Raw genomic sequence first — 16491 nt, 5'->3', positions numbered from 1 at the left:
CTCCTTGATGATGCGACGCCGGCCCCTGCCGCGCCGCGATGGTTGAAATACGAAACTGCCGATACTGCTCAAATGGCCCACTGCACCTGCTGCACGCCGCGCGGCGTGAACAGGCGCGGATCTTCTTCGACCGCCGCTTGCTCGCTGCCGGGATGGCGCAGCACGCGCGCCAGGATCGCCTCTTCCAGCGCCGCGAACTGCGCCTGGCCGCGCGAACGCGGTCGCGGCAAGGCGATGCGCTGGTCCAGCGCGACGTGACCGTCTTCGATCAGCAGCACGCGGTCGGCCAGGGCGATGGCTTCCTGGACGTCGTGCGTGACCAGCAAGGCGGTGAAGCCGCGCTCCTGCCACAAGGACTCGATCAGCGCCTGCATCTCGATGCGGGTCAGCGCGTCGAGCGCGCCCAGCGGCTCGTCCAGCAACAGCAGCTGCGGGTCGTGCACCAGTGCGCGCGCCAATGCCACGCGCTGGCGCTGGCCGCCCGAGAGCACCGCCGGCCATTCGCCGGCACGCTGCTCCAGCCCGACATGGCGCAGCGCCTGCAGGGCTTGCGGCGCGGCCTGCTTCGGCAAGCCGAGCGCGACGTTGGCCAGCACCCGCTTCCACGGCAACAGGCGCGAGTCCTGGAACATGATGCGGATCTCCGGTTCGCCGGCGGCCGCCCCGCCCTGCTCGAAAATGACCTTGCCTTCGGTGGCGCCGTCCAGCTGCGCCACCAGGCGCAGCAGCGTGCTCTTGCCGCAACCGCTGCGGCCGACGATGGCGACGAACTCGCCCGGCTCCACTTCCAGGTCGATGCCGTGCAGGACCTCGCGTCCGGCGAAGGACTTGGACAAGGCCTGCAGGCGGATGCCGACCCCGCGGCCGGCGGCGCGGCCCAGTTGGCGGTTCTCTTGTGCGTCGATGCGCATTGCGTTCTCCGATGTGCTGTGCGGATTCATTGATAGCCGGGATGCCAGCGCAGCCAGAAGCGTTCCAGCGCGCGCGCCGCGGTGTCGGCCAGCTTGCCCAGCAGCGCGTAGAGCAGGATGCCTACCAGCACCACGTCGGTCTGCAGGAACTCGCGGGCGTTCATGGTCATGTAGCCGATGCCGGCCTGCGCCGAGATGGTCTCGGCCACGATCAGCAGCACCCACACCAGGCCCAGCGCGAAGCGCAGGCCGACCAGGATGGACGGCAAGGCGCCCGGCAGGATCACGTCGCGGTACAGGGCCCAGCCGGACAGGCCGTAGCTCCTGGCCATCTCGATCAGGCCCTTGTCGACCGAACGGATGCCGTGGAAGGTGTTGAGGTAGACCGGGAAGAACACGCCCACCGACACCAGGAACAGCTTGGCCGTCTCGTCGATGCCGAACCACAGGATCACCAGCGGAATCAGCGCCAGCGCCGGAATGTTGCGCACCATCTGCAGCGTGGTGTCGAGCAGCAGCTCGGCCGAGCGCAGGCTGCCCGAGAGCAGGCCGAGGATCAGGCCCAGCCCGGCGCCGACGGCGAAACCGGAAGCCGCGCGGCCGCTGGACACCGCCAGGTGGCGCCACAGCTCGCCCGAGGCCGACAGGTTCCACACGGCTTTGAGCACAGCCCATGGTTCGGGCAGGATGCGGCTGGACAACCAGCCGGCCTGCGCGGCGATCTCCCACCAGGCCAGCAGCGCCAGCGGCAAGAGCCAGCCTATCCAGGCGCCGCGCCCTGGAGACTTCACGCGGGCGGCGGACTTCGCCTTGGCTGCCGTGGCCGGCACGCCGGCGGCGTCCACCGGGGGATTGGTCGTTGCGGTCGTCATGGTCGCCTCAGCTTGCCGATGCCGTCGACACCCGCACCGGCGCGGATTTGGGCACCTCGGTGTTGCCGACGATCTCGCCGAACGGGCCGGTCAGGTTGTGCCCGCTCAGGCCTTCGCGCTGCGCGCGCGGCAGCAGCGGGAACACGTGTTCGGCAAAGCGATAGGACTCCTCCAGGTGCGGATAGCCGGACAGGATGAAGGTGTCGATGCCCAGTTCGGCATATTCCTTGATGCGCGCGGCCACCGTCGGGCCGTCGCCCACCAGCGCGGTACCGGCGCCGCCGCGCACCAGGCCGACGCCGGCCCACAGGTTGGGGCTGACTTCCAGCTTGTCGCGACGGCCGCCGTGCAGCGCCGCCATGCGGCGCTGCCCTTCGGAATCCATGCGGGCGAAATTGGCCTGGGCCTTGGCAATGGTCTCGTCGTCGAGACGGCTGATCAGTTCATCGGCGGCGCGCCAGGCGGCCTCGTTGGTCTCGCGCACGATCACGTGCAGGCGGATGCCGAAACGCAGCGTGCGGCCGGCCCTGGCGGCGCGCTCGCGCACGCGGGCGATCTTCTCGGCCACCGCCGCAGGCGGCTCGCCCCAGGTCAGGTAGACGTCGACCTGCTCGGCGGCGAGGTCGATGGCCTCGTCGGAAGAGCCGCCGAAGTACAGCGGCGGATACGGCTTTTGCACCGGCGGATACAGCGCCTTGGCGCCCTTGACCTTGAGGTGCTTGCCGTCGAAATCGGTGTCGCCGCCGGTATGGGTCTTGGCCAGCACCTCGCGCCAGATCTTCAGGAATTCGTCGGATATCTCGTAGCGCTCGGCATGGGTGCCGAACACGCCGTCGCTCTCCTGCTCCACCGGATCGCCGCCGGTGACGACGTTGATCAGCAGGCGGCCGTTGGAGAGGCGGTCGAAGGTCGCCGCCATGCGCGCCGACAGCGTGGGCGCGGTCAGGCCGGGGCGCACCGCCACCAGGAATTTGAGCCGGCGGGTGGCGTCGATCAGGCTGGCCGCGGCGACCCACGCGTCCTCGCAGGACCGGCCGGTGGGCAGCAGCACGCCGTCATAGCCCAGCGTATCGGCCGCCACGGCGACCTGCTTCATGTAGTCGTGGCTGACCGGGCGCGCACCTTCGGAGGTGCCGAGATAGCGGCTGTCGCCGTGGGTGGGGATAAACCAGAAAACGTTCATGCGTGACTCCTGTTATGCGTGTGCCGCCGTCGATGCCGTCACTTCAGGACGGCGTCGCTGACCTTGAGCTGCCTGGGGATCAGCTTGAGCTCGAAGAAGGCGTCGGCGATCTTCTGCTGCTCGGCCAGCACGCCGGCGTCGACCGGCTTGTAGACATGCGCGTAACGCTTCAAGCCGGTTTCGATGATGTCGGCGTCCAGCCCCTGGATCGGCGCCAGCTGGGCCGCCGCTTGCGCGGTATTGGCGCGCACCCACTGGCCTTCACGGGTGATTTCTTCCAGCAGGATCTTTTCGACCTGCGGGTTCTTGGCGGCGAAGGGACGCGCGCTCAGGAAGAACTGGTGGTGGTTCACCGCACCCACGCCGCTTGCCAGGCGACGCGCGCCGATCTGTTTTTCAGCCGCCGCCTGGAACGGATCCCAGATCGCCCAGGCGTCGACGGCGCCCTTTTCGAACGCCGCGCGGGCGTCGGCCGGCGCCAGGTAGACCGGCTGGATGTCGCTGTAGGACAGGCCGGCCTTCTTCAGCAGGGCGACCACCAGCCAGTGCACGTCGGAGCCCTTGTTGAAGGCGACCTTCTTGCCCTTGAGCTCGGCCACGCTGTTGAGCGGCGAGTTCTTCGGCACCAGCAGGCCTTCGGCGTCCGGGGTCGGGATTTCATAGGCGGTGTAGACGAAGTCGGCGCCCGCAGCCTGCGCGAACACCGGCGGCGCTTCACCGACATAGCCGAAGTCGACCGAGCCGACGTTCAAGGCCTCCAGCAATTGCGGGCCGGCGGAGAATTCCGCCCATTTCACTTCCACGCCCAGCGGCTGCAGGCGTTTTTCCAGCGCGCCGTGCGCCTTGAGCAGCACCAGCGTGTTGGCGGCTTTCTGGTAACCGATGCGCAGCACCCTGGCTTCCTGCGCCTGGGCGGTGGGGACGACGCCAATCGTCAACGCAGCCAGCGCGCCCAGCGCAATGGCGGACAGGCCGGCGACGGCGCGGCGGCGGGTGTTGTTCTTGTTTGGCTTGGGCGAATTCACGTTGCTTCTCCGTTTCGTTGGCGTGCAGCGGGCCTTCCGCTGCACCAGCCGGTTGTCTTGTCGGTCTTTGCTTGCCGGCGCGCGGCCGGCGATCAGGCATCAGCTAATGGTCGTACGCTCAGACGCTACAGCGCACCTGCGAGAACGGCACTTCGCGGAACTCTTCCGGCGCCGCCTTGTGCAGCGCCAGCAGGCTGGCGGAGAGCTGCGCCACGCCTTCTTCCACGCGGGCGGCGATGGGAGCATCGAGCTGCAGGCCGGCCTCTTCGCTCCAGGTCACCTGGGCCTCGGTGGCGTAGATGCTGGGCAGCACGTGCTTGGGGTTGAGCGAAGACAGCACCGGGCGCAGCGCGTAATCCAGCGCCAGCATGTGCGACTGGCTGCCGCCGGTGGCCAGCGGCAGCACCAGCTTGTCGGTCAGGCCGAACTGCGGCAGCAGGTCGAGGAAGGCTTTCAGGATGCCGCTGTAGGCCGCCTTGTAGACGGGCGTGGCGATCACCACGGCCGAGGCCTCTTCCACGGTGGAAAGCGCGGCCTTGATCTGGGCATCGTTCCAGTCGGCGCGCAGGATCGCCTGGCCCGGCAGGTCGCGCACTTCGAGGCGCGCATAACGGTGGCCGAGCTGAACCAGCTTGTCGCCGACGTGGTTCAACAGGCGGGTGGAACGGGAGGGCGCCGAGGGGCTGCCGGCCAGCAACAGGATGGTCATGTCAGTCTGCTTCGTTTGCTTCTGGGAACAGGCGCGCATCGCCTGCCTGGGTTGGCTGCGGACCGGAACTCGTTGATTCCGGTCCGAGCGGCTTGGAACCGATTACTTCTTGTTAGGCACGTACAGCTGGTCGAAGCTGCCGCCGTCGGAGAAGTGGGCCTTCTGGGCCTTTTGCCAGCCGCCGAAGTCCTTGTCGATGGTCACCAGGTTCACCTTGGGGAACTGCGAGGCGTACTTGGCGGCGATCTTCGGATCGATCGGGCGGTAGTAGTTCTTGGCGATGATTTCCTGCCCCTCATCCGAGTACAGGTGCTTCAGGTATTCCTCGGCCACCTTGCGGGTGCCGCGGCGGTCCGCCACCTTGTCGACCAGCGCCACCGGCGGTTCGGCCAGGATGGAGATGGACGGCACGACGATGTCGAACTTGTCCGGGCCCCATTCCTTCAGGGAGATCAGAGCTTCGTTTTCCCAGGCCAGCAGGACGTCGCCGATGCCGCGCTCGACGAAGGTGATGGTCGCGCCGCGCGCGCCGGAATCCAGCACCGGCACGTTCTTGAACAGCTTGGAGATGTAGTCGCGGGCGTCGGCTTCATTGCCGCCCTTCTTCTGGCCGTAGGCCCAGGCCGCCAGGTAGTTCCAACGTGCGCCGCCGGAGGTCTTGGGGTTGGGGGTGATCACGGACACGCCCGGCTTGATCAGATCGTCCCAGTCCTTGATCTGCTTGGGATTGCCCTTGCGCACCAGGAACACGATGGTCGAGGTGTAGGGCGAGCTGTTGTGCGGCAGGCGCTTTTGCCAGTCGGCCGGCAGCAGCTTGGCCTTCTCGGAGATCTCGTCGATGTCGTAGGCCAGCGCCAGGGTGACCACGTCGGCATCGATGCCGTCGATCACCGAGCGGCCCTGCTTGCCGGAACCGCCGTGCGAAGCCTTGATGGTGAGGTTGTCGCCGGACTTTTCCTTCCAGTACTTGGAGAAGGCCTTGTTGTAGTCGGCGTAGAGTTCGCGCGTCGGGTCGTAGGAGACATTGAGCAGCGAAATATCGGCCGCGTGGGCCACGTGGGCGGCTTGCGCCAGCACCAGCGCGGCGGCGACCGATTTGATGATCTTCTTCAGCATATCCGTTCTTCCCAGGAGTGTTCTGTTGTTTTGGAGAACACAGGTTAATGAGCATGCTTGCGAAAAAGAACGAATACTTTCTTCTCTGGTTATGCGAAAAACAGATATGCAAGATCAGGCGCATGGAATAAGGCGCCGCGTCTTTATAACCAATCAGCTAGATTGCCGTCGTCCGCAGTCATATTGACCGGACGGCAACGATCGCCGCGATTTCGCTTACGGCCGTGCTGAAATCGGGATGACGATACGCGCATGGCGGCGCTGGTCGGACCGAAGGCCCTCGGGAGGAACTCGCCAGAACAAAAAGCACGGTCGAACTTTTTCTTCTTTTCACAATGTGGTATAACACCGCTATTGCAATGCACCAGGCCGCGCCATGAAAAAAGAAGCTGCAGGCGAGACAGAAAACATATCCATCCAGGTCATCGAGCGCATGGTGTCGCTGCTCGACGCCCTGGCCGCCTACCCGGACCCGGTCAGCCTGAAAGAGCTGTCCGCGGCGACCGACCTGCATCCCTCCACCGCCCACCGCATCCTCAACGACCTGGTGGTCAAGCGTTTTGTCGACCGCGTGGAGCCCGGCACCTATCGCCTGGGCATGCGCCTGCTGGAGCTGGGCAACATCGTCAAGAGCCGCCTGTCGGTGCGCGAGGCCGCGCTGGACTTCATGCGCGCCCTGCATCGCAAGACCCACCAGACCATCAACCTGTCGGTGCGCCAGGCCGACGAGATCGTCTATATCGACCGCTCCTTCTCCGAACGTTCGGGCATGCAGGTGGTGCGCGCCATCGGCGGCCGCGCGCCGCTGCACCTGACCTCCACCGGCAAGCTGTTCCTCTCCGTGGACGACCCCAAGGCGGTGCGCGCCTATGCCACCCGCACCGGACTGGCGGGCCACAACAAGAACTCCATCACCGACCTGACCAAGCTGGAGCGCGAACTTTCCATGGTGCGCGCCCTGGGCTACGCGCGCGACAACGAAGAGCTGGAACTGGGCGTGCGCTGCATGGCCGCCGGCATCTGCGACGACAGCGGCAAGCTGGTGGCCGGCCTGTCGATCTCGGCGCCGGCCGATCGCCTGCAGGAAGAATGGGTGGAAGACCTGGTCAGCACCGCCAACCAGATTTCCTCTGCATTGGGATTCGACCGCGGCCGGGCCTGAGCGACGGTCCGCGCACGCGCCGCGCAGCGGCGTCGCACGTCAGGCGTCCCGCGCGGACATAAAAAAAGCGAACCCGAAGGTTCGCTTTTTTCATTGTGGCGGATGCCTGCGCGATCAGCCCTGATCGGCGCGCACCATCTTCACGCGGGTCAGGTTCTTGGGCTGGTCTTCGACCAGCCACTTGCGCATGCGGGTGGCATCGCCCACGTGCGACAGGCGGCCCTTGGAATCCAGGAACACCATCACCACCGGACGGCCTTCGATGCGGGTGTACATCACCAGGCAGTGGCCCGCTTCGTTGATGAAGCCGGTCTTCTGCAGGCCGATGTCCCACTCCTTGTTGGAGGTCAGACGGTTGGAGCTGTTGTACTGCAAGGCGTGGCCGCTGGGTTCGACCATGTACTTCGGATCGGTCGAGTACTGGCGGATGATCGGGTAGTTGTAGGCCGCCACCACCAGCTTGGCCAGGTCGCGCGCGCTGGCGACGTTCTGGCTGGACAGGCCGGTCGAATCGACGTAGTGGGTTTCCATCATGCCCAGCGAGCGCGCCTTGGCGTTCATCGCGGCGACGAAGGCCGGCAGGCCGCCCGGATAGTTGCGGCCCAGCGCGGAGGCGGCGCGGTTTTCCGAGCTCATCAGCGCGATGTGCAGCATGTCGTCGCGCGACAGCGTGGCGCCTACGCGCAGGCGCGAGCTGCTGTGCTTCTCGCGGTCGACGTCGTCGTCGGTGACGGTCAGCGTCTCTTCCATGTTCATGCGCGCTTCCACCACCACCAGCGCGGTCATCAGCTTGGTGACGGAGGCGATGGGCAAGGCCACGGCGGAATTCTTTTCAAACAGGACCTGGGAGTTGGCCGGGTCGACCACCAGCGCGACATTGGAGCGCAGCGCCAACGGATCCGGGGTCATGTTCAGGCCGGCGATATCGCCCGCGGTCATGACCGGCGGCACCGGCGACACGGACGGCGCGGCGGAGACGCGCTGGTAGCTCACATGACGCTTGCCCTTGACCACGGAGACCTTGCGCACCAGCTTCTCGCGATTGTTCAGCGATCCGCGGGCAACGGTCTTGGTGGTGGTGACGGTACGCTTGGCGACGACTTTCTTGGCAACCGGCTTCTTGACGATGGTCTTTTTGGCGGTCGTGGTCGTCTGGGCGTTGGCGGGCGCCAAACCAGCGTGGATGAATAGTAGCGTTGTAAAGATGGCCAGCGCTGATTTGATCATAGGTGGATCTCCCCCATTTAACCCGGATAGTACATAAGAGAAACGTTGGCAGTGTAGCAAAAAGCAGAAATTTCGCAAGAGAATTAAGTAGTTAGCGCGCTTAATTAAACGACTTTCTACTTGGCGCCCTGCCCCGCTCCCCCGAGCGGCTTCGTATTTTTATTATGTAAACGGCGATTTATTGCTTGATTCACATCTATTTGCCGCCGGCCCTCCCGGCCGGCTCCAACACAAAAACCCAACGCATGATACCAGCGAGTCTAAACACGCGCCCGGCATCGCCATTGATATAACAGAGGCGAATATCCGGGCCAGATGCATGCTTTTGGGAAATCCCCTGCGCGGTGCGGCAATGCGTGGGAATTGGAGAGGATAACGGCGCGAGGGCGCGCGCCGTTGACGGGAAAATCCTGAGGAGGGAAATCCTGATGCGACCGCGGCGGGCGCTCAGGCCTTGCGGGCGTCGAGCATGGCCACGTCGATGGAGAAGGAGTACTTGTCGTCCAGCGCAAAGTACTCCTTCACCTCCTGCGGCGCGCTGTTCCACAGCGCCTTGATCGCCGTGATGTTGTCGCCCGGCGTGCGCATGCGCGCAACCCAGGAGTCGAACTCCAGGCGCAGCTTCCAGGTCTTGTCGGCGGCGATGGAAAAGCCGGCCTGCGCCAGCAGCTTGCGCCAGGAGTTCAGGCTGATGTTGCGCACGTGCGAGGTGTCGCGCAGGAGCTCGATGGCCTGCACATAGGTGTCAGCCAGCACGTCGGCCGGCGCCGCCGTGTCGATGGCGATGAAGCGGCCGCCCGGCTTGAGCACGCGCAGCACCTCGCGCAAGGCCTGCGGCACGTTGCGCCAATGATGCACGCTGAAGCGGGTGCACACCAGGTCGAAACTGGCGTCGGGGAAGTCCAGCTTGTCCGCGCTGCCCTGGCGCACGACCAGGTTGTCGAAGCCGCGCTCCCTGGCCGCGGTGGCGACCACATCGAGCATCTGCGCCGACAGGTCGTAGGCGATCACTTTCTGCACCACCGGCGCCACCGCGAAACTGGCATGGCCGCCGCCGCACCCCAGGTCCAGTACGCGCGCCTCGGGAATGGACGCGGCGATTTGCGCCAGCTCCTGCAAGTCCTCGCCCTGCGCATGGACGGCGCTGGTGAGGTAGGCGGCGGCGGTGGTTCCGAATTGTTCTGTCACGACCTGTTGGTGGCTGCGCATTTTGCTTTGGCTCCTGTTGTTGTGAGGTGAAACGAAGGGATGAGGAAGCCCAGTCTAGCGTTTTTTTATCCTGTTACAAGTTAGCCATTTATACTATTACCCAAAGCAACAGCCAACGACCTCAACTCCCCTTCCCCATGGACACCGATCTCGCCCGCCGCCGCGCCCTCGGCGAATTCATCAAGACCCAGCGCGAGCAGACGCCGCCATCCCAGGCCGGCCTGCCGCACCTCGCGCTGGGCGGCCGGCGCCGCACGCCCGGGCTGCGGCGCGAAGAAGTCGCGCAGTTGTGCGGCATCAGCGTGACCTGGTACACCTGGATAGAACAGGGCCGCACCGACTCGGTCTCGCCGCAGGCGCTCTCGCGCATCGCCGAGGCGCTGCACCTGCCGCGCGCCAAGCGCGCCTACCTGTTCGAACTGGCGGGCAAGAAGGATCCGGTGCTGCCGGAGCACGACGAGGAGTCGGCGATCGCGCCCGAGATACTGGAGGTGGTGCGCAACTTCCGCGCCCCTGCCTACCTGATGGATCGCTACTGGAATGCGGTGGCCTGGAACACGGCCGCGCGCAAGCTCTTCGGCGGCTGGCTGGATGCGCGCGCGGCCAGCCGCAACCTGCTCGACTTCATGTTCTGCACGGAAGAGGCGCAAGCGCTGACGGTGGATTGGGAGCAGCGCGCGCGGCGCGTGGTGGCCGAGTTTCGCGCCGATTGCGCGCAGCTGCTGGACGATCCGCAGGTGGCGTCGATGGTGGAAGAACTGTCGGCGCGCAATGCGCTCTTCAAGCGCGCGTGGCGACTGCAGGATGTGGTCGAACGCGAAGGCGGCGAGCGCCGCTTCCGTCATCCGCAGCTGGGCGAGCTGCGCTATCGCCAGGTGAATTTCCGCGTCGCCAACCGGCCCGACCTGAAGCTGGTCACGCTGATGCCGGATACGAACGGCGACGAGGATTGAAGGACTGGCTGGTGAAGGACAAGCCTACTTGCGCACCACGAAAGCCACGCCGATCACGCCGATCAGCATGCCCAACGCGCCGATCAGACTGAAGGCCTCGCCGAACATCAGCCACGCCATCACCGCGGTGGTCGGCGGCGTCAGGTACAACAGGCTGGTGACGCTGGTGGCGGCGCTCCTGCGAATGAGCGCGAACAGCAGGAAGATGGCGCCGATCGACAGCGCCAGCACCGACCACAGCAAGGCGCCGACGAACTGCGGCGTCCACGACACATGGCTGAGCTTCCAGTCCAGCCCCTCGATGGCGACCGCGAACGGCAGCACCACGATCGCCGAGGCCAGGAACTGGATCACGGTGCCGGTGCGCAAATCGAAATGGGCGCAATAGCGTTTCTGGTAAAGCGTGCCGGCGGTGATGCACAACAGCGCGAACACGCACAGCGCGATGCTGGCCGTCGACAGACCGATCAGCGAAATCTTGTTGGCCACCACCAGCCCCACGCCGCACAGGCCCAGCAGCAAACCCAGCCATTGCCTGCCGCGCACCGATTCGCCCAGGAGCGGCGCGGCGAAGGCGGTGAGGATGGGCTGCAGGCCGACGATCAGCGCCGACAGGCCGGCCGGCATGCCGATCTTGATGGCGCACCACACGCCGGCCAGGTATCCCGCCTGCAGCAACACGCCGGCCACCGCCACATGGCGGATCCGGCCGTGCGGCCACGGCGCGCGAAACAGCAGCACCAGCGGCAGCAGCACCACCAGCACGCCGGCGAAACGCAGCAGCAGGAAGGTCAGCGGCGGCGCGTACGGCAGACCGAACTTGGCGACGATGAAGCCGGTGCTCCAGATCAGCACAAACACGAAGGGAACCAGGCTCACCATGAGCTGGCGTTGCCGGCTGCTGCCGGCGGCGGATTGCATCATTTCTTCTTCCAGGGGTCGGCCGCGCGCGGCGGCCAGGTCATCTAATTGTTGTTCCAGCCTGCGGCGTGGAGGCTGGCCAGTCTTATCGTTTGTATGTGGACGGCGACGGTCTGTTCGATGTCCCGTCCGTAGCCGCCCGCCATCGTAACCGCAACCGGGATTTTGTGCAGGCGGGCGAAGGAGAAAACCGCCTGGTCGCGCGCGGCCAGGCCTTGCATACTCAGCTTCATCTTGCCCAGCCGGTCGCCTTCGTGCGGGTCGGCGCCGGCCAGAAAGATCAGCAGCTGCGGCGCGAAGCGCGCCTGCAGCGTGGCCAGCGCATCCTGCAACGCCGCCAGGTATGCCTCATCTCCCACGCCGTCGGGCAACGCCACGTCGAGGTCGCTGCGTTCCTTTTCGAAGGGATAGTTGTTCTCGCCGTGCAGCGACAGCGTGAAGACCGAATCGTCCCGCGCCAGGATCGAGGCCGTGCCGTTGCCCTGGTGCACGTCGAGGTCGACGATGGCCACGCGCGATGCGCGGCGCTCGGCCTGCATCAGCCGGGCGGCGATCGCCGAGTCGTTGAAGACGCAAAAACCCGCGCCCCGGTCGGCATAGGCATGATGGGTGCCGCCGGCCAGGTTGACCGCCACGCCCTCACTGAAGGCGGCGCGACAGGCGGCGATGGTGGCGCCCGAAGAACGGCGCGAGCGCTCTATCATCTGCGGCGTCCAGGGAAAGCCGATCTCGCGCTGCTCGGCGGCGCTCAGTTCGCCGGCGGCGGCGCGCGCGATGTAGCCGGGATGATGCGCCAGCGCCAGCTCGCCGTCCGAAGCCGGCATCGCCTCATGAAAATCCAGGCCGGCTACGGCCGCAGCCGCGCCCTCGCGGATCATGCGGTATTTGATCATCGGAAAACGGTGGCCGGGCGGCAGCGGCAGCACGAAATGGTCGCTGTAAAAGGCTTTCAATCTGGACTTTCAATAAGGCAATGTTCGGACGACGCGCCGGGGAACGATGCCCGCGGCGATGATGCGACGCAGGATATCAGCATCGTGAAAACGGAACGTTTGCTTGCCCGGCGAGCAGAAACTCAAGATCAGTTACGTAACTTTTCAAGCCTGAGCACAAGCTGGTTTCAAACTAATTCGACTTTGATCACCAGTGGTAACACCACTTAAGCAACATGAGTCAGCTTGCATTAAAAATTACGCTTCTCATGGCATGGAAACCATTGACTTTATGTCTTTTTAAACTAGAATCGTTTTGTGCAACGCATCATATTCCAATAAGAAATTACATCGGAGATCCCCTCATCAGTTCAGATCGGCCCGTAAGCAATCACCCGTAGTCACAGTCCTTGTTCATCAACCTATCAAAGCAAAGGATGTTTCAACATGACGACCTACACCGAGCAATTTTCCGCCGCAGCCAAGGCCAACGCTGAAGCCCAGATCGCGCTGTTCAGCCAGCTGGCCAGCAAGACCTTTGAAGGCGTGGAAAAACTGGTCGACCTGAACCTGAAGGCTGCCAAGTCTTCGCTGGAAGAAAGCCATGCCGCTGCGCAGAAGCTGTTTTCCGCCAAGGACCCGCAGGAATTCTTCTCGCTGACCTCGGCCCAGGCCCAGCCGGCGCTGGAAAAGTCCGTGGCCTACGGCCGCCACCTCAGCGGCATCTTCTCCAGCACCCAGGCCGAACTGACCAAGACCGCCGAAGCCCAGATCGCCGAAGTCAACCGCAAGGTGATCTCGATGATCGACGAAGCCTCCAAGAACGCTCCCGCCGGCTCCGAGCAGGCCATTTCGCTGCTGAAGTCGACCTTCGGCAACCTCAACGCCGGCTACGAGCAATTCACCAAGAGCGCCAAGCAGGCCGCCGAAGTGCTGGAAGCCAATGTGACCAATGCCGTCGACCAGCTTTCGCAGGCCTCGACCAAGGTCACCAAGGCCGCCCGGAAATAACCGGCGGCAACGCACGGTGGTGCTAAAACACCGTGTTTGTGCTGTTGCATCAAAAATGCGAGCCGGGTCCGAAATTTTTGTCTATGATGAAGTTTCACCCGGTTCGCTTTTTCTGCTTCGTCGCCAGCGATCCCGTTTGAGTTTTCATGATTTTTGCAGCGGCGCCGCGATGAACCTCATCGCTTGTGCAGCCGCCGCACGCCGCGGCCAGGGGATGGCCTGAACGGCAAACCAATCGATTCCGCATGCATTGCCGCGCATCCGGCAATGGCAGTGTCAGCCATTGCCCGTGACTGCGGGCCTGCGTGAAAAGATTGTCTCCTCGGTATCCGACTCCTCCTACGATACCGTTAAATGCCTCGGCAACGCCGAGGCATTTTTTTATCCGGCATCAAGCCGGCGCAGCGCCGGCGGCGGCCGGCTCAGCCGTTGATCTGGAATTCCGCCTTCAGCTGGCGCAGGCCTTCCTGCATCTTCTCGAAGGCCGGGCCGACCTGGTCCGGATCACCCTTCACGCCCAGGTCGATGTGGCGGCGCGTCTTCTCGTCGCCCACATGCGGCAGGCTGAACACCTTCACCAGCGGGAATTCGGCCTCGATCAGCTCCATCAGCGGCGTCAGCGTCGATTCCGCCGCCTCGAACACCAGCATCGACCTTTCCGCCCAGGCGCGACGATGGAAGAGTTCGCTGTAATTGGTCTCCAGCACCCACTCGAACATCGGCCAGGCCATCACCGGGAAACCCGGCGCAAAATAATGCGCGCCCTCGCCGCTGGTGTTGCGCACGGAGAAACCGGGAATCTTGTTATAGGGATTGGGGATGATGGAGGCGCCCTGGGGGAATTCGCCCATCTTCAGGCGATGCAGGTTTTCCGGCGCATCGTAGTTGGGTTCGATGCCGGCTTCGCGCGAGGTATCGGCGATGCGCTCGCGGATCTTTTCCTTCGCTTCCGGGTGCAGGGCCAGCGGCACGCCCAGCGCGGCCGCCGCGCACTGGCGCGTATGGTCGTCCGGCGTGGCGCCGATGCCGCCGGTGCAGAAGACGATGTCGCCGCCCGACAGCGTACGCTTCAAGGTGGCCGTGATCTGCTCGGGTTCGTCGCCCAGGTAGTGCGCCCACGAAAGCTGCAGGCCGCGTTGCGACAGGAGTTCGAGCACCTTGGGAAAATGCTTGTCGATGCGGCGACCGGAGAGGATCTCGTCGCCGATGATGATGAGTCCGAATGCCATGAGTCTGCTCTGCCAAAAGGGTTGGTCAAACTCTGGGGATTATGCCCGATTCCCCCCTGCCCCGCCGACGATTGCGGGATGAATGCAAATGCCGGGCTCAGCGCGGTCCGGCGTCGATCACATCCGTTGCCGGCTTCAGGGACGCATCGCCCGGCATCGGCGCATCGGGCGGCTGCCCGCTGCGGTGGCGCAGCAGCGCTTCGAGGCAGTAGTACTGGAACCACAGCCCGGTGAACACAAACACCAGCACGTAGAGCCAGATCGCGCCGGCGGCCAGCACCGGGAAGAAGATCACCGACAAGGCCCCGCCCAGCCACAGCAGCGTCGGCGCCGCGCCCATGGCGCCGGCGATGGTGCCGATCGCCAGCAACGGCCAGCGGTGCAGGCGCAGCACGATGCGCCGTTCCTCCGGGCTGGCGTAGTCGGCCAGGGTGTCATACGCCATCACGCGATAGGTCAGCCAGCCCCACAGCAGCGGGTGGACGATGAAGCTCAGCGGTGGAATCAGCGACACCGGCAGCGTGGCGAGCCACAGCACGGTAAAGACGCCGAAGCACCACAGCGAGGTCCACAGGCTGCCCCAGACGCTGCCGCCGTGGCGCTTGGCCAGCATCGGATAGTGGCGCGCGCCGATATGGCGGGCGACGGCGGGAATGGTGAACAGGCCGACGAACACCAGCGCCGTCAGGATCATCAGCGGCAGCAGCGCCCACATCGCCAGCATCGGCACGATCACGGTCTTGAGCGCGCCCATGCCGAACCAGCCGAGCACCGTGCCGGCAATGCCGAACACGCTGTGGACGATGAAATAGTCCTGCAGCCAGTCGATCATCGGCTGCAGTCCCAGCCACAGGCAGATCGCCCAGATGCCGACCGAGAACACGAACGGCAGCAACGTCAGCAACAGCATGCGCACATGCAGCTGCGACAGCAGCGCACGTCCGAAGGAGGCCAGGAACAGGCGCATCAGCGCGGCTTCCTGCGGGTGAACTCGACCAGGCGCTTGAGGCCCAGCCACTGCTGCATCCAGAACCCGCGGCCGTAGTCGCGGCCCTTTCCGGCCGGCGGCGGCAGCTGGTCGCGCACGCCGGTCATGGCGAAGCCCTGGCTGAAGTGGGCGGTGCGAAACAGCACGTCCCAGACCGGGAACAGCACCGCGAAGTTGTGCCCGCCCAGCGAGTTGCGGCCGCGGCTCTCATGGCCGATGCCGATGGCGTGGTGGGTGCGGTGGAAGCGCGGCGACACCAGCAGGTATTCGCCGATGCGGCCGAAGTGGATGCGCACGTTGGCGTGCTGCAGGCTTTGCAGCATGCGCGACAGCGAGACCAAGAGGATGTATTGCGAGGGCTCGACGCCGATCAGGATCGCCACCAGGCCCAGGAACATGTCGTGCACCAGGTCGTCCAGCACGTGGTTGCGGTCGTCGCTCCACAGGTTCATGTTTTCCTGGCTGTGGTGCAGGCTGTGCAGCGCCCACATCCAGCGCACGTTGTGCTGGGCCCAGTGGTACCAGTATTCGCACAGGTCCAGCACCACCAGGTAGAGGAAGAAGCTGACCAGCGCCAGATCGGTCACGCCCGGCCAGACCTGGTCGAGGTTCCAGGTGCCCCAGCCTTCGAGGTGCAGCGCCTCCAGCACGTAAGACAGCGCCGGGTCGAGCAGCAGGAAGGCCAGGATGGGAATCACGCCCAGCCGCTGCAGCACGGTGTAGATGAAATCGTTCCAGCGCGCGCGCGGGTCGGTAAAACGGTGGACCGGGATCATCGCCTCCAGCGGACGCAGGATGATGAACAGGATCACCAGCTCGCACAGGCCCACCAGCACCCATTCGGTACCGGTGAAGGCTTCTTCGATGAACTCCCCCATGCCGATGAAAAACACCAGCGGCTGCACGATGGTTTCGAACAGCCAGCCCTGGACGGCGGCAAAGAGGTCGGAAATGGTCTGGATCATGGGTCAAATCTTGTTCTGGTCTTGCTCACGGCCCCGCCCCTCCGGCGACGGCCGCCCCGCTTCGACTGGTGTCGCTCT

The 16491-nt window shown here is 64.8% G+C and carries 17 protein-coding genes; 4 read left to right on the top strand and 13 right to left on the bottom strand.

Annotated elements, in window-relative coordinates; translation table 11 throughout:
* Positions 1–68 precede the first annotated feature (68 nt).
* From CEJ42_RS06290 to CEJ42_RS06265, 6 genes are all read right to left on the bottom strand, one after another.
* Positions 69–911, bottom strand: coding sequence for an ATP-binding cassette domain-containing protein (locus CEJ42_RS06290; RefSeq protein WP_088750387.1), 843 nt, complete (start codon positions 909–911; stop codon positions 69–71).
* 26 nt (positions 912–937) lie between these two features.
* Positions 938–1783, bottom strand: coding sequence for an aliphatic sulfonate ABC transporter permease SsuC (ssuC, locus tag CEJ42_RS06285; RefSeq protein WP_088750386.1), 846 nt, complete (start codon positions 1781–1783; stop codon positions 938–940).
* Between the two features lie 7 nt (positions 1784–1790).
* Positions 1791–2966, bottom strand: coding sequence for an FMNH2-dependent alkanesulfonate monooxygenase (ssuD, locus tag CEJ42_RS06280; protein WP_088750385.1), 1176 nt, complete (start codon positions 2964–2966; stop codon positions 1791–1793).
* A gap of 38 nt (positions 2967–3004) precedes the next feature.
* Positions 3005–3991, bottom strand: a complete 987-nt coding sequence (locus CEJ42_RS06275) for a sulfonate ABC transporter substrate-binding protein (protein ID WP_088750384.1) — start codon at positions 3989–3991, stop codon at positions 3005–3007.
* Positions 3992–4109: 118 nt separating this feature from the next.
* Positions 4110–4700 carry an NADPH-dependent FMN reductase gene (gene ssuE, locus CEJ42_RS06270; RefSeq protein ID WP_079214286.1) on the bottom strand — a complete coding sequence of 197 codons (591 nt, stop codon included), beginning with the start codon at positions 4698–4700 and terminating at the stop codon, positions 4110–4112.
* 102 nt (positions 4701–4802) lie between these two features.
* Complete coding sequence (locus CEJ42_RS06265; RefSeq protein ID WP_088750383.1) at positions 4803–5816, bottom strand: sulfate ABC transporter substrate-binding protein; 1014 nt, start codon at positions 5814–5816, stop codon at positions 4803–4805.
* A gap of 376 nt (positions 5817–6192) precedes the next feature.
* Between CEJ42_RS06265 and CEJ42_RS06260 the strand changes: the two genes are divergently transcribed.
* The gene (locus CEJ42_RS06260; RefSeq protein WP_079214284.1) at positions 6193–6978 is read left to right on the top strand and encodes an IclR family transcriptional regulator; all 786 of its coding nucleotides are present in this window, start codon (positions 6193–6195) and stop codon (positions 6976–6978) included.
* Between the two features lie 114 nt (positions 6979–7092).
* Here the strand turns inward: CEJ42_RS06260 and pbpG are convergent, their stop codons facing one another.
* Positions 7093–8205: a D-alanyl-D-alanine endopeptidase gene (pbpG, locus tag CEJ42_RS06255; protein ID WP_079214283.1), complete on the bottom strand. Its 1113-nt coding sequence runs from the start codon at positions 8203–8205 to the stop codon at positions 7093–7095.
* Between the two features lie 447 nt (positions 8206–8652).
* The gene (locus CEJ42_RS06250; RefSeq protein ID WP_088750382.1) at positions 8653–9414 is read right to left on the bottom strand and encodes a class I SAM-dependent methyltransferase; all 762 of its coding nucleotides are present in this window, start codon (positions 9412–9414) and stop codon (positions 8653–8655) included.
* A 137-nt stretch (positions 9415–9551) separates the two neighbouring features.
* Here CEJ42_RS06250 and CEJ42_RS06245 point away from each other — a divergent pair, with 137 nt between their 5' ends.
* A complete protein-coding gene (locus CEJ42_RS06245; protein WP_088750381.1) occupies positions 9552–10367 on the top strand; it encodes a helix-turn-helix transcriptional regulator in 816 nt (271 codons plus the stop codon).
* Positions 10368–10391: 24 nt separating this feature from the next.
* Here the strand turns inward: CEJ42_RS06245 and CEJ42_RS06240 are convergent, their stop codons facing one another.
* Together CEJ42_RS06240 and CEJ42_RS06235 are read right to left on the bottom strand one after the other, a co-directional pair.
* A complete protein-coding gene (locus CEJ42_RS06240; RefSeq protein WP_079214280.1) occupies positions 10392–11291 on the bottom strand; it encodes a DMT family transporter in 900 nt (299 codons plus the stop codon).
* Positions 11292–11332: 41 nt separating this feature from the next.
* A complete protein-coding gene (locus CEJ42_RS06235) occupies positions 11333–12181 on the bottom strand; it encodes a histone deacetylase family protein (protein ID WP_165774398.1) in 849 nt (282 codons plus the stop codon).
* Between CEJ42_RS06235 and CEJ42_RS24965 the strand changes: the two genes are divergently transcribed.
* Positions 12119–12451: a hypothetical protein gene (locus CEJ42_RS24965; RefSeq protein ID WP_165774391.1), complete on the top strand. Its 333-nt coding sequence runs from the start codon at positions 12119–12121 to the stop codon at positions 12449–12451. The two genes, CEJ42_RS06235 and CEJ42_RS24965, sit on opposite strands and share 63 nt — an antisense overlap.
* Before the next feature lie 216 nt (positions 12452–12667).
* Entirely contained in the window at positions 12668–13231 is a 564-nt protein-coding gene (locus CEJ42_RS06230) for a phasin family protein (RefSeq protein ID WP_079214278.1), read from the top strand.
* A 422-nt stretch (positions 13232–13653) separates the two neighbouring features.
* On the opposite strand, the gene CEJ42_RS06225 is transcribed toward CEJ42_RS06230, so the two are convergent.
* The 3 genes from CEJ42_RS06225 to CEJ42_RS06215 form a co-directional block, all read right to left on the bottom strand.
* Positions 13654–14460 (bottom strand): competence/damage-inducible protein A, encoded by an 807-nt coding sequence (locus tag CEJ42_RS06225; protein ID WP_079214277.1) that lies wholly within the window; start codon positions 14458–14460, stop codon positions 13654–13656.
* Positions 14461–14557: 97 nt separating this feature from the next.
* The gene (locus CEJ42_RS06220) at positions 14558–15427 is read right to left on the bottom strand and encodes an EI24 domain-containing protein (RefSeq protein WP_079214276.1); all 870 of its coding nucleotides are present in this window, start codon (positions 15425–15427) and stop codon (positions 14558–14560) included.
* Complete coding sequence (locus tag CEJ42_RS06215) at positions 15427–16413, bottom strand: sterol desaturase family protein (RefSeq protein ID WP_088750380.1); 987 nt, start codon at positions 16411–16413, stop codon at positions 15427–15429. Before CEJ42_RS06215 ends, CEJ42_RS06220 begins: the two co-directional genes overlap by 1 nt.
* Between the last annotated feature and the right edge of the window lie 78 nt (positions 16414–16491).

The sequence above is a fragment of the Herbaspirillum robiniae genome (genome assembly GCF_002213415.1).
In the GTDB taxonomy this organism is placed as follows: Bacteria; Pseudomonadota; Gammaproteobacteria; order Burkholderiales; family Burkholderiaceae_D; genus Herbaspirillum; species Herbaspirillum robiniae.
The sequence above is the reverse complement of the archived record's forward strand: the minus strand, read 5'-3'. Positions and strand labels throughout refer to the sequence as shown.

Bases quoted from the DNA above. Each gene is read 5' to 3' on its own strand.
- CEJ42_RS06290 (WP_088750387.1), bottom strand. From the start codon at position 911: ATGCGCATCGACGCACAAGAGAACCGCCAACTGGGCCGCGCCGCCGGC.
- ssuC (WP_088750386.1), bottom strand. From the start codon at position 1,783: ATGACGACCGCAACGACCAATCCCCCGGTGGACGCCGCCGGCGTGCCG.
- ssuD (WP_088750385.1), bottom strand. From the start codon at position 2,966: ATGAACGTTTTCTGGTTTATCCCCACCCACGGCGACAGCCGCTATCTC.
- ssuE (WP_079214286.1), bottom strand. From the start codon at position 4,700: ATGACCATCCTGTTGCTGGCCGGCAGCCCCTCGGCGCCCTCCCGTTCC.
- CEJ42_RS06265 (WP_088750383.1), bottom strand. From the start codon at position 5,816: ATGCTGAAGAAGATCATCAAATCGGTCGCCGCCGCGCTGGTGCTGGCG.
- CEJ42_RS06260 (WP_079214284.1), top strand. From the start codon at position 6,193: ATGAAAAAAGAAGCTGCAGGCGAGACAGAAAACATATCCATCCAGGTC.
- pbpG (WP_079214283.1), bottom strand. From the start codon at position 8,205: ATGATCAAATCAGCGCTGGCCATCTTTACAACGCTACTATTCATCCAC.
- CEJ42_RS06250 (WP_088750382.1), bottom strand. From the start codon at position 9,414: ATGCGCAGCCACCAACAGGTCGTGACAGAACAATTCGGAACCACCGCC.
- CEJ42_RS06245 (WP_088750381.1), top strand. From the start codon at position 9,552: ATGGACACCGATCTCGCCCGCCGCCGCGCCCTCGGCGAATTCATCAAG.
- CEJ42_RS06240 (WP_079214280.1), bottom strand. From the start codon at position 11,291: ATGATGCAATCCGCCGCCGGCAGCAGCCGGCAACGCCAGCTCATGGTG.
- CEJ42_RS24965 (WP_165774391.1), top strand. From the start codon at position 12,119: ATGAAAATCCAGGCCGGCTACGGCCGCAGCCGCGCCCTCGCGGATCAT.
- CEJ42_RS06235 (WP_165774398.1), bottom strand. From the start codon at position 12,181: ATGATCAAATACCGCATGATCCGCGAGGGCGCGGCTGCGGCCGTAGCC.
- CEJ42_RS06230 (WP_079214278.1), top strand. From the start codon at position 12,668: ATGACGACCTACACCGAGCAATTTTCCGCCGCAGCCAAGGCCAACGCT.
- CEJ42_RS06225 (WP_079214277.1), bottom strand. From the start codon at position 14,460: ATGGCATTCGGACTCATCATCATCGGCGACGAGATCCTCTCCGGTCGC.
- CEJ42_RS06220 (WP_079214276.1), bottom strand. From the start codon at position 15,427: ATGCGCCTGTTCCTGGCCTCCTTCGGACGTGCGCTGCTGTCGCAGCTG.
- CEJ42_RS06215 (WP_088750380.1), bottom strand. From the start codon at position 16,413: ATGATCCAGACCATTTCCGACCTCTTTGCCGCCGTCCAGGGCTGGCTG.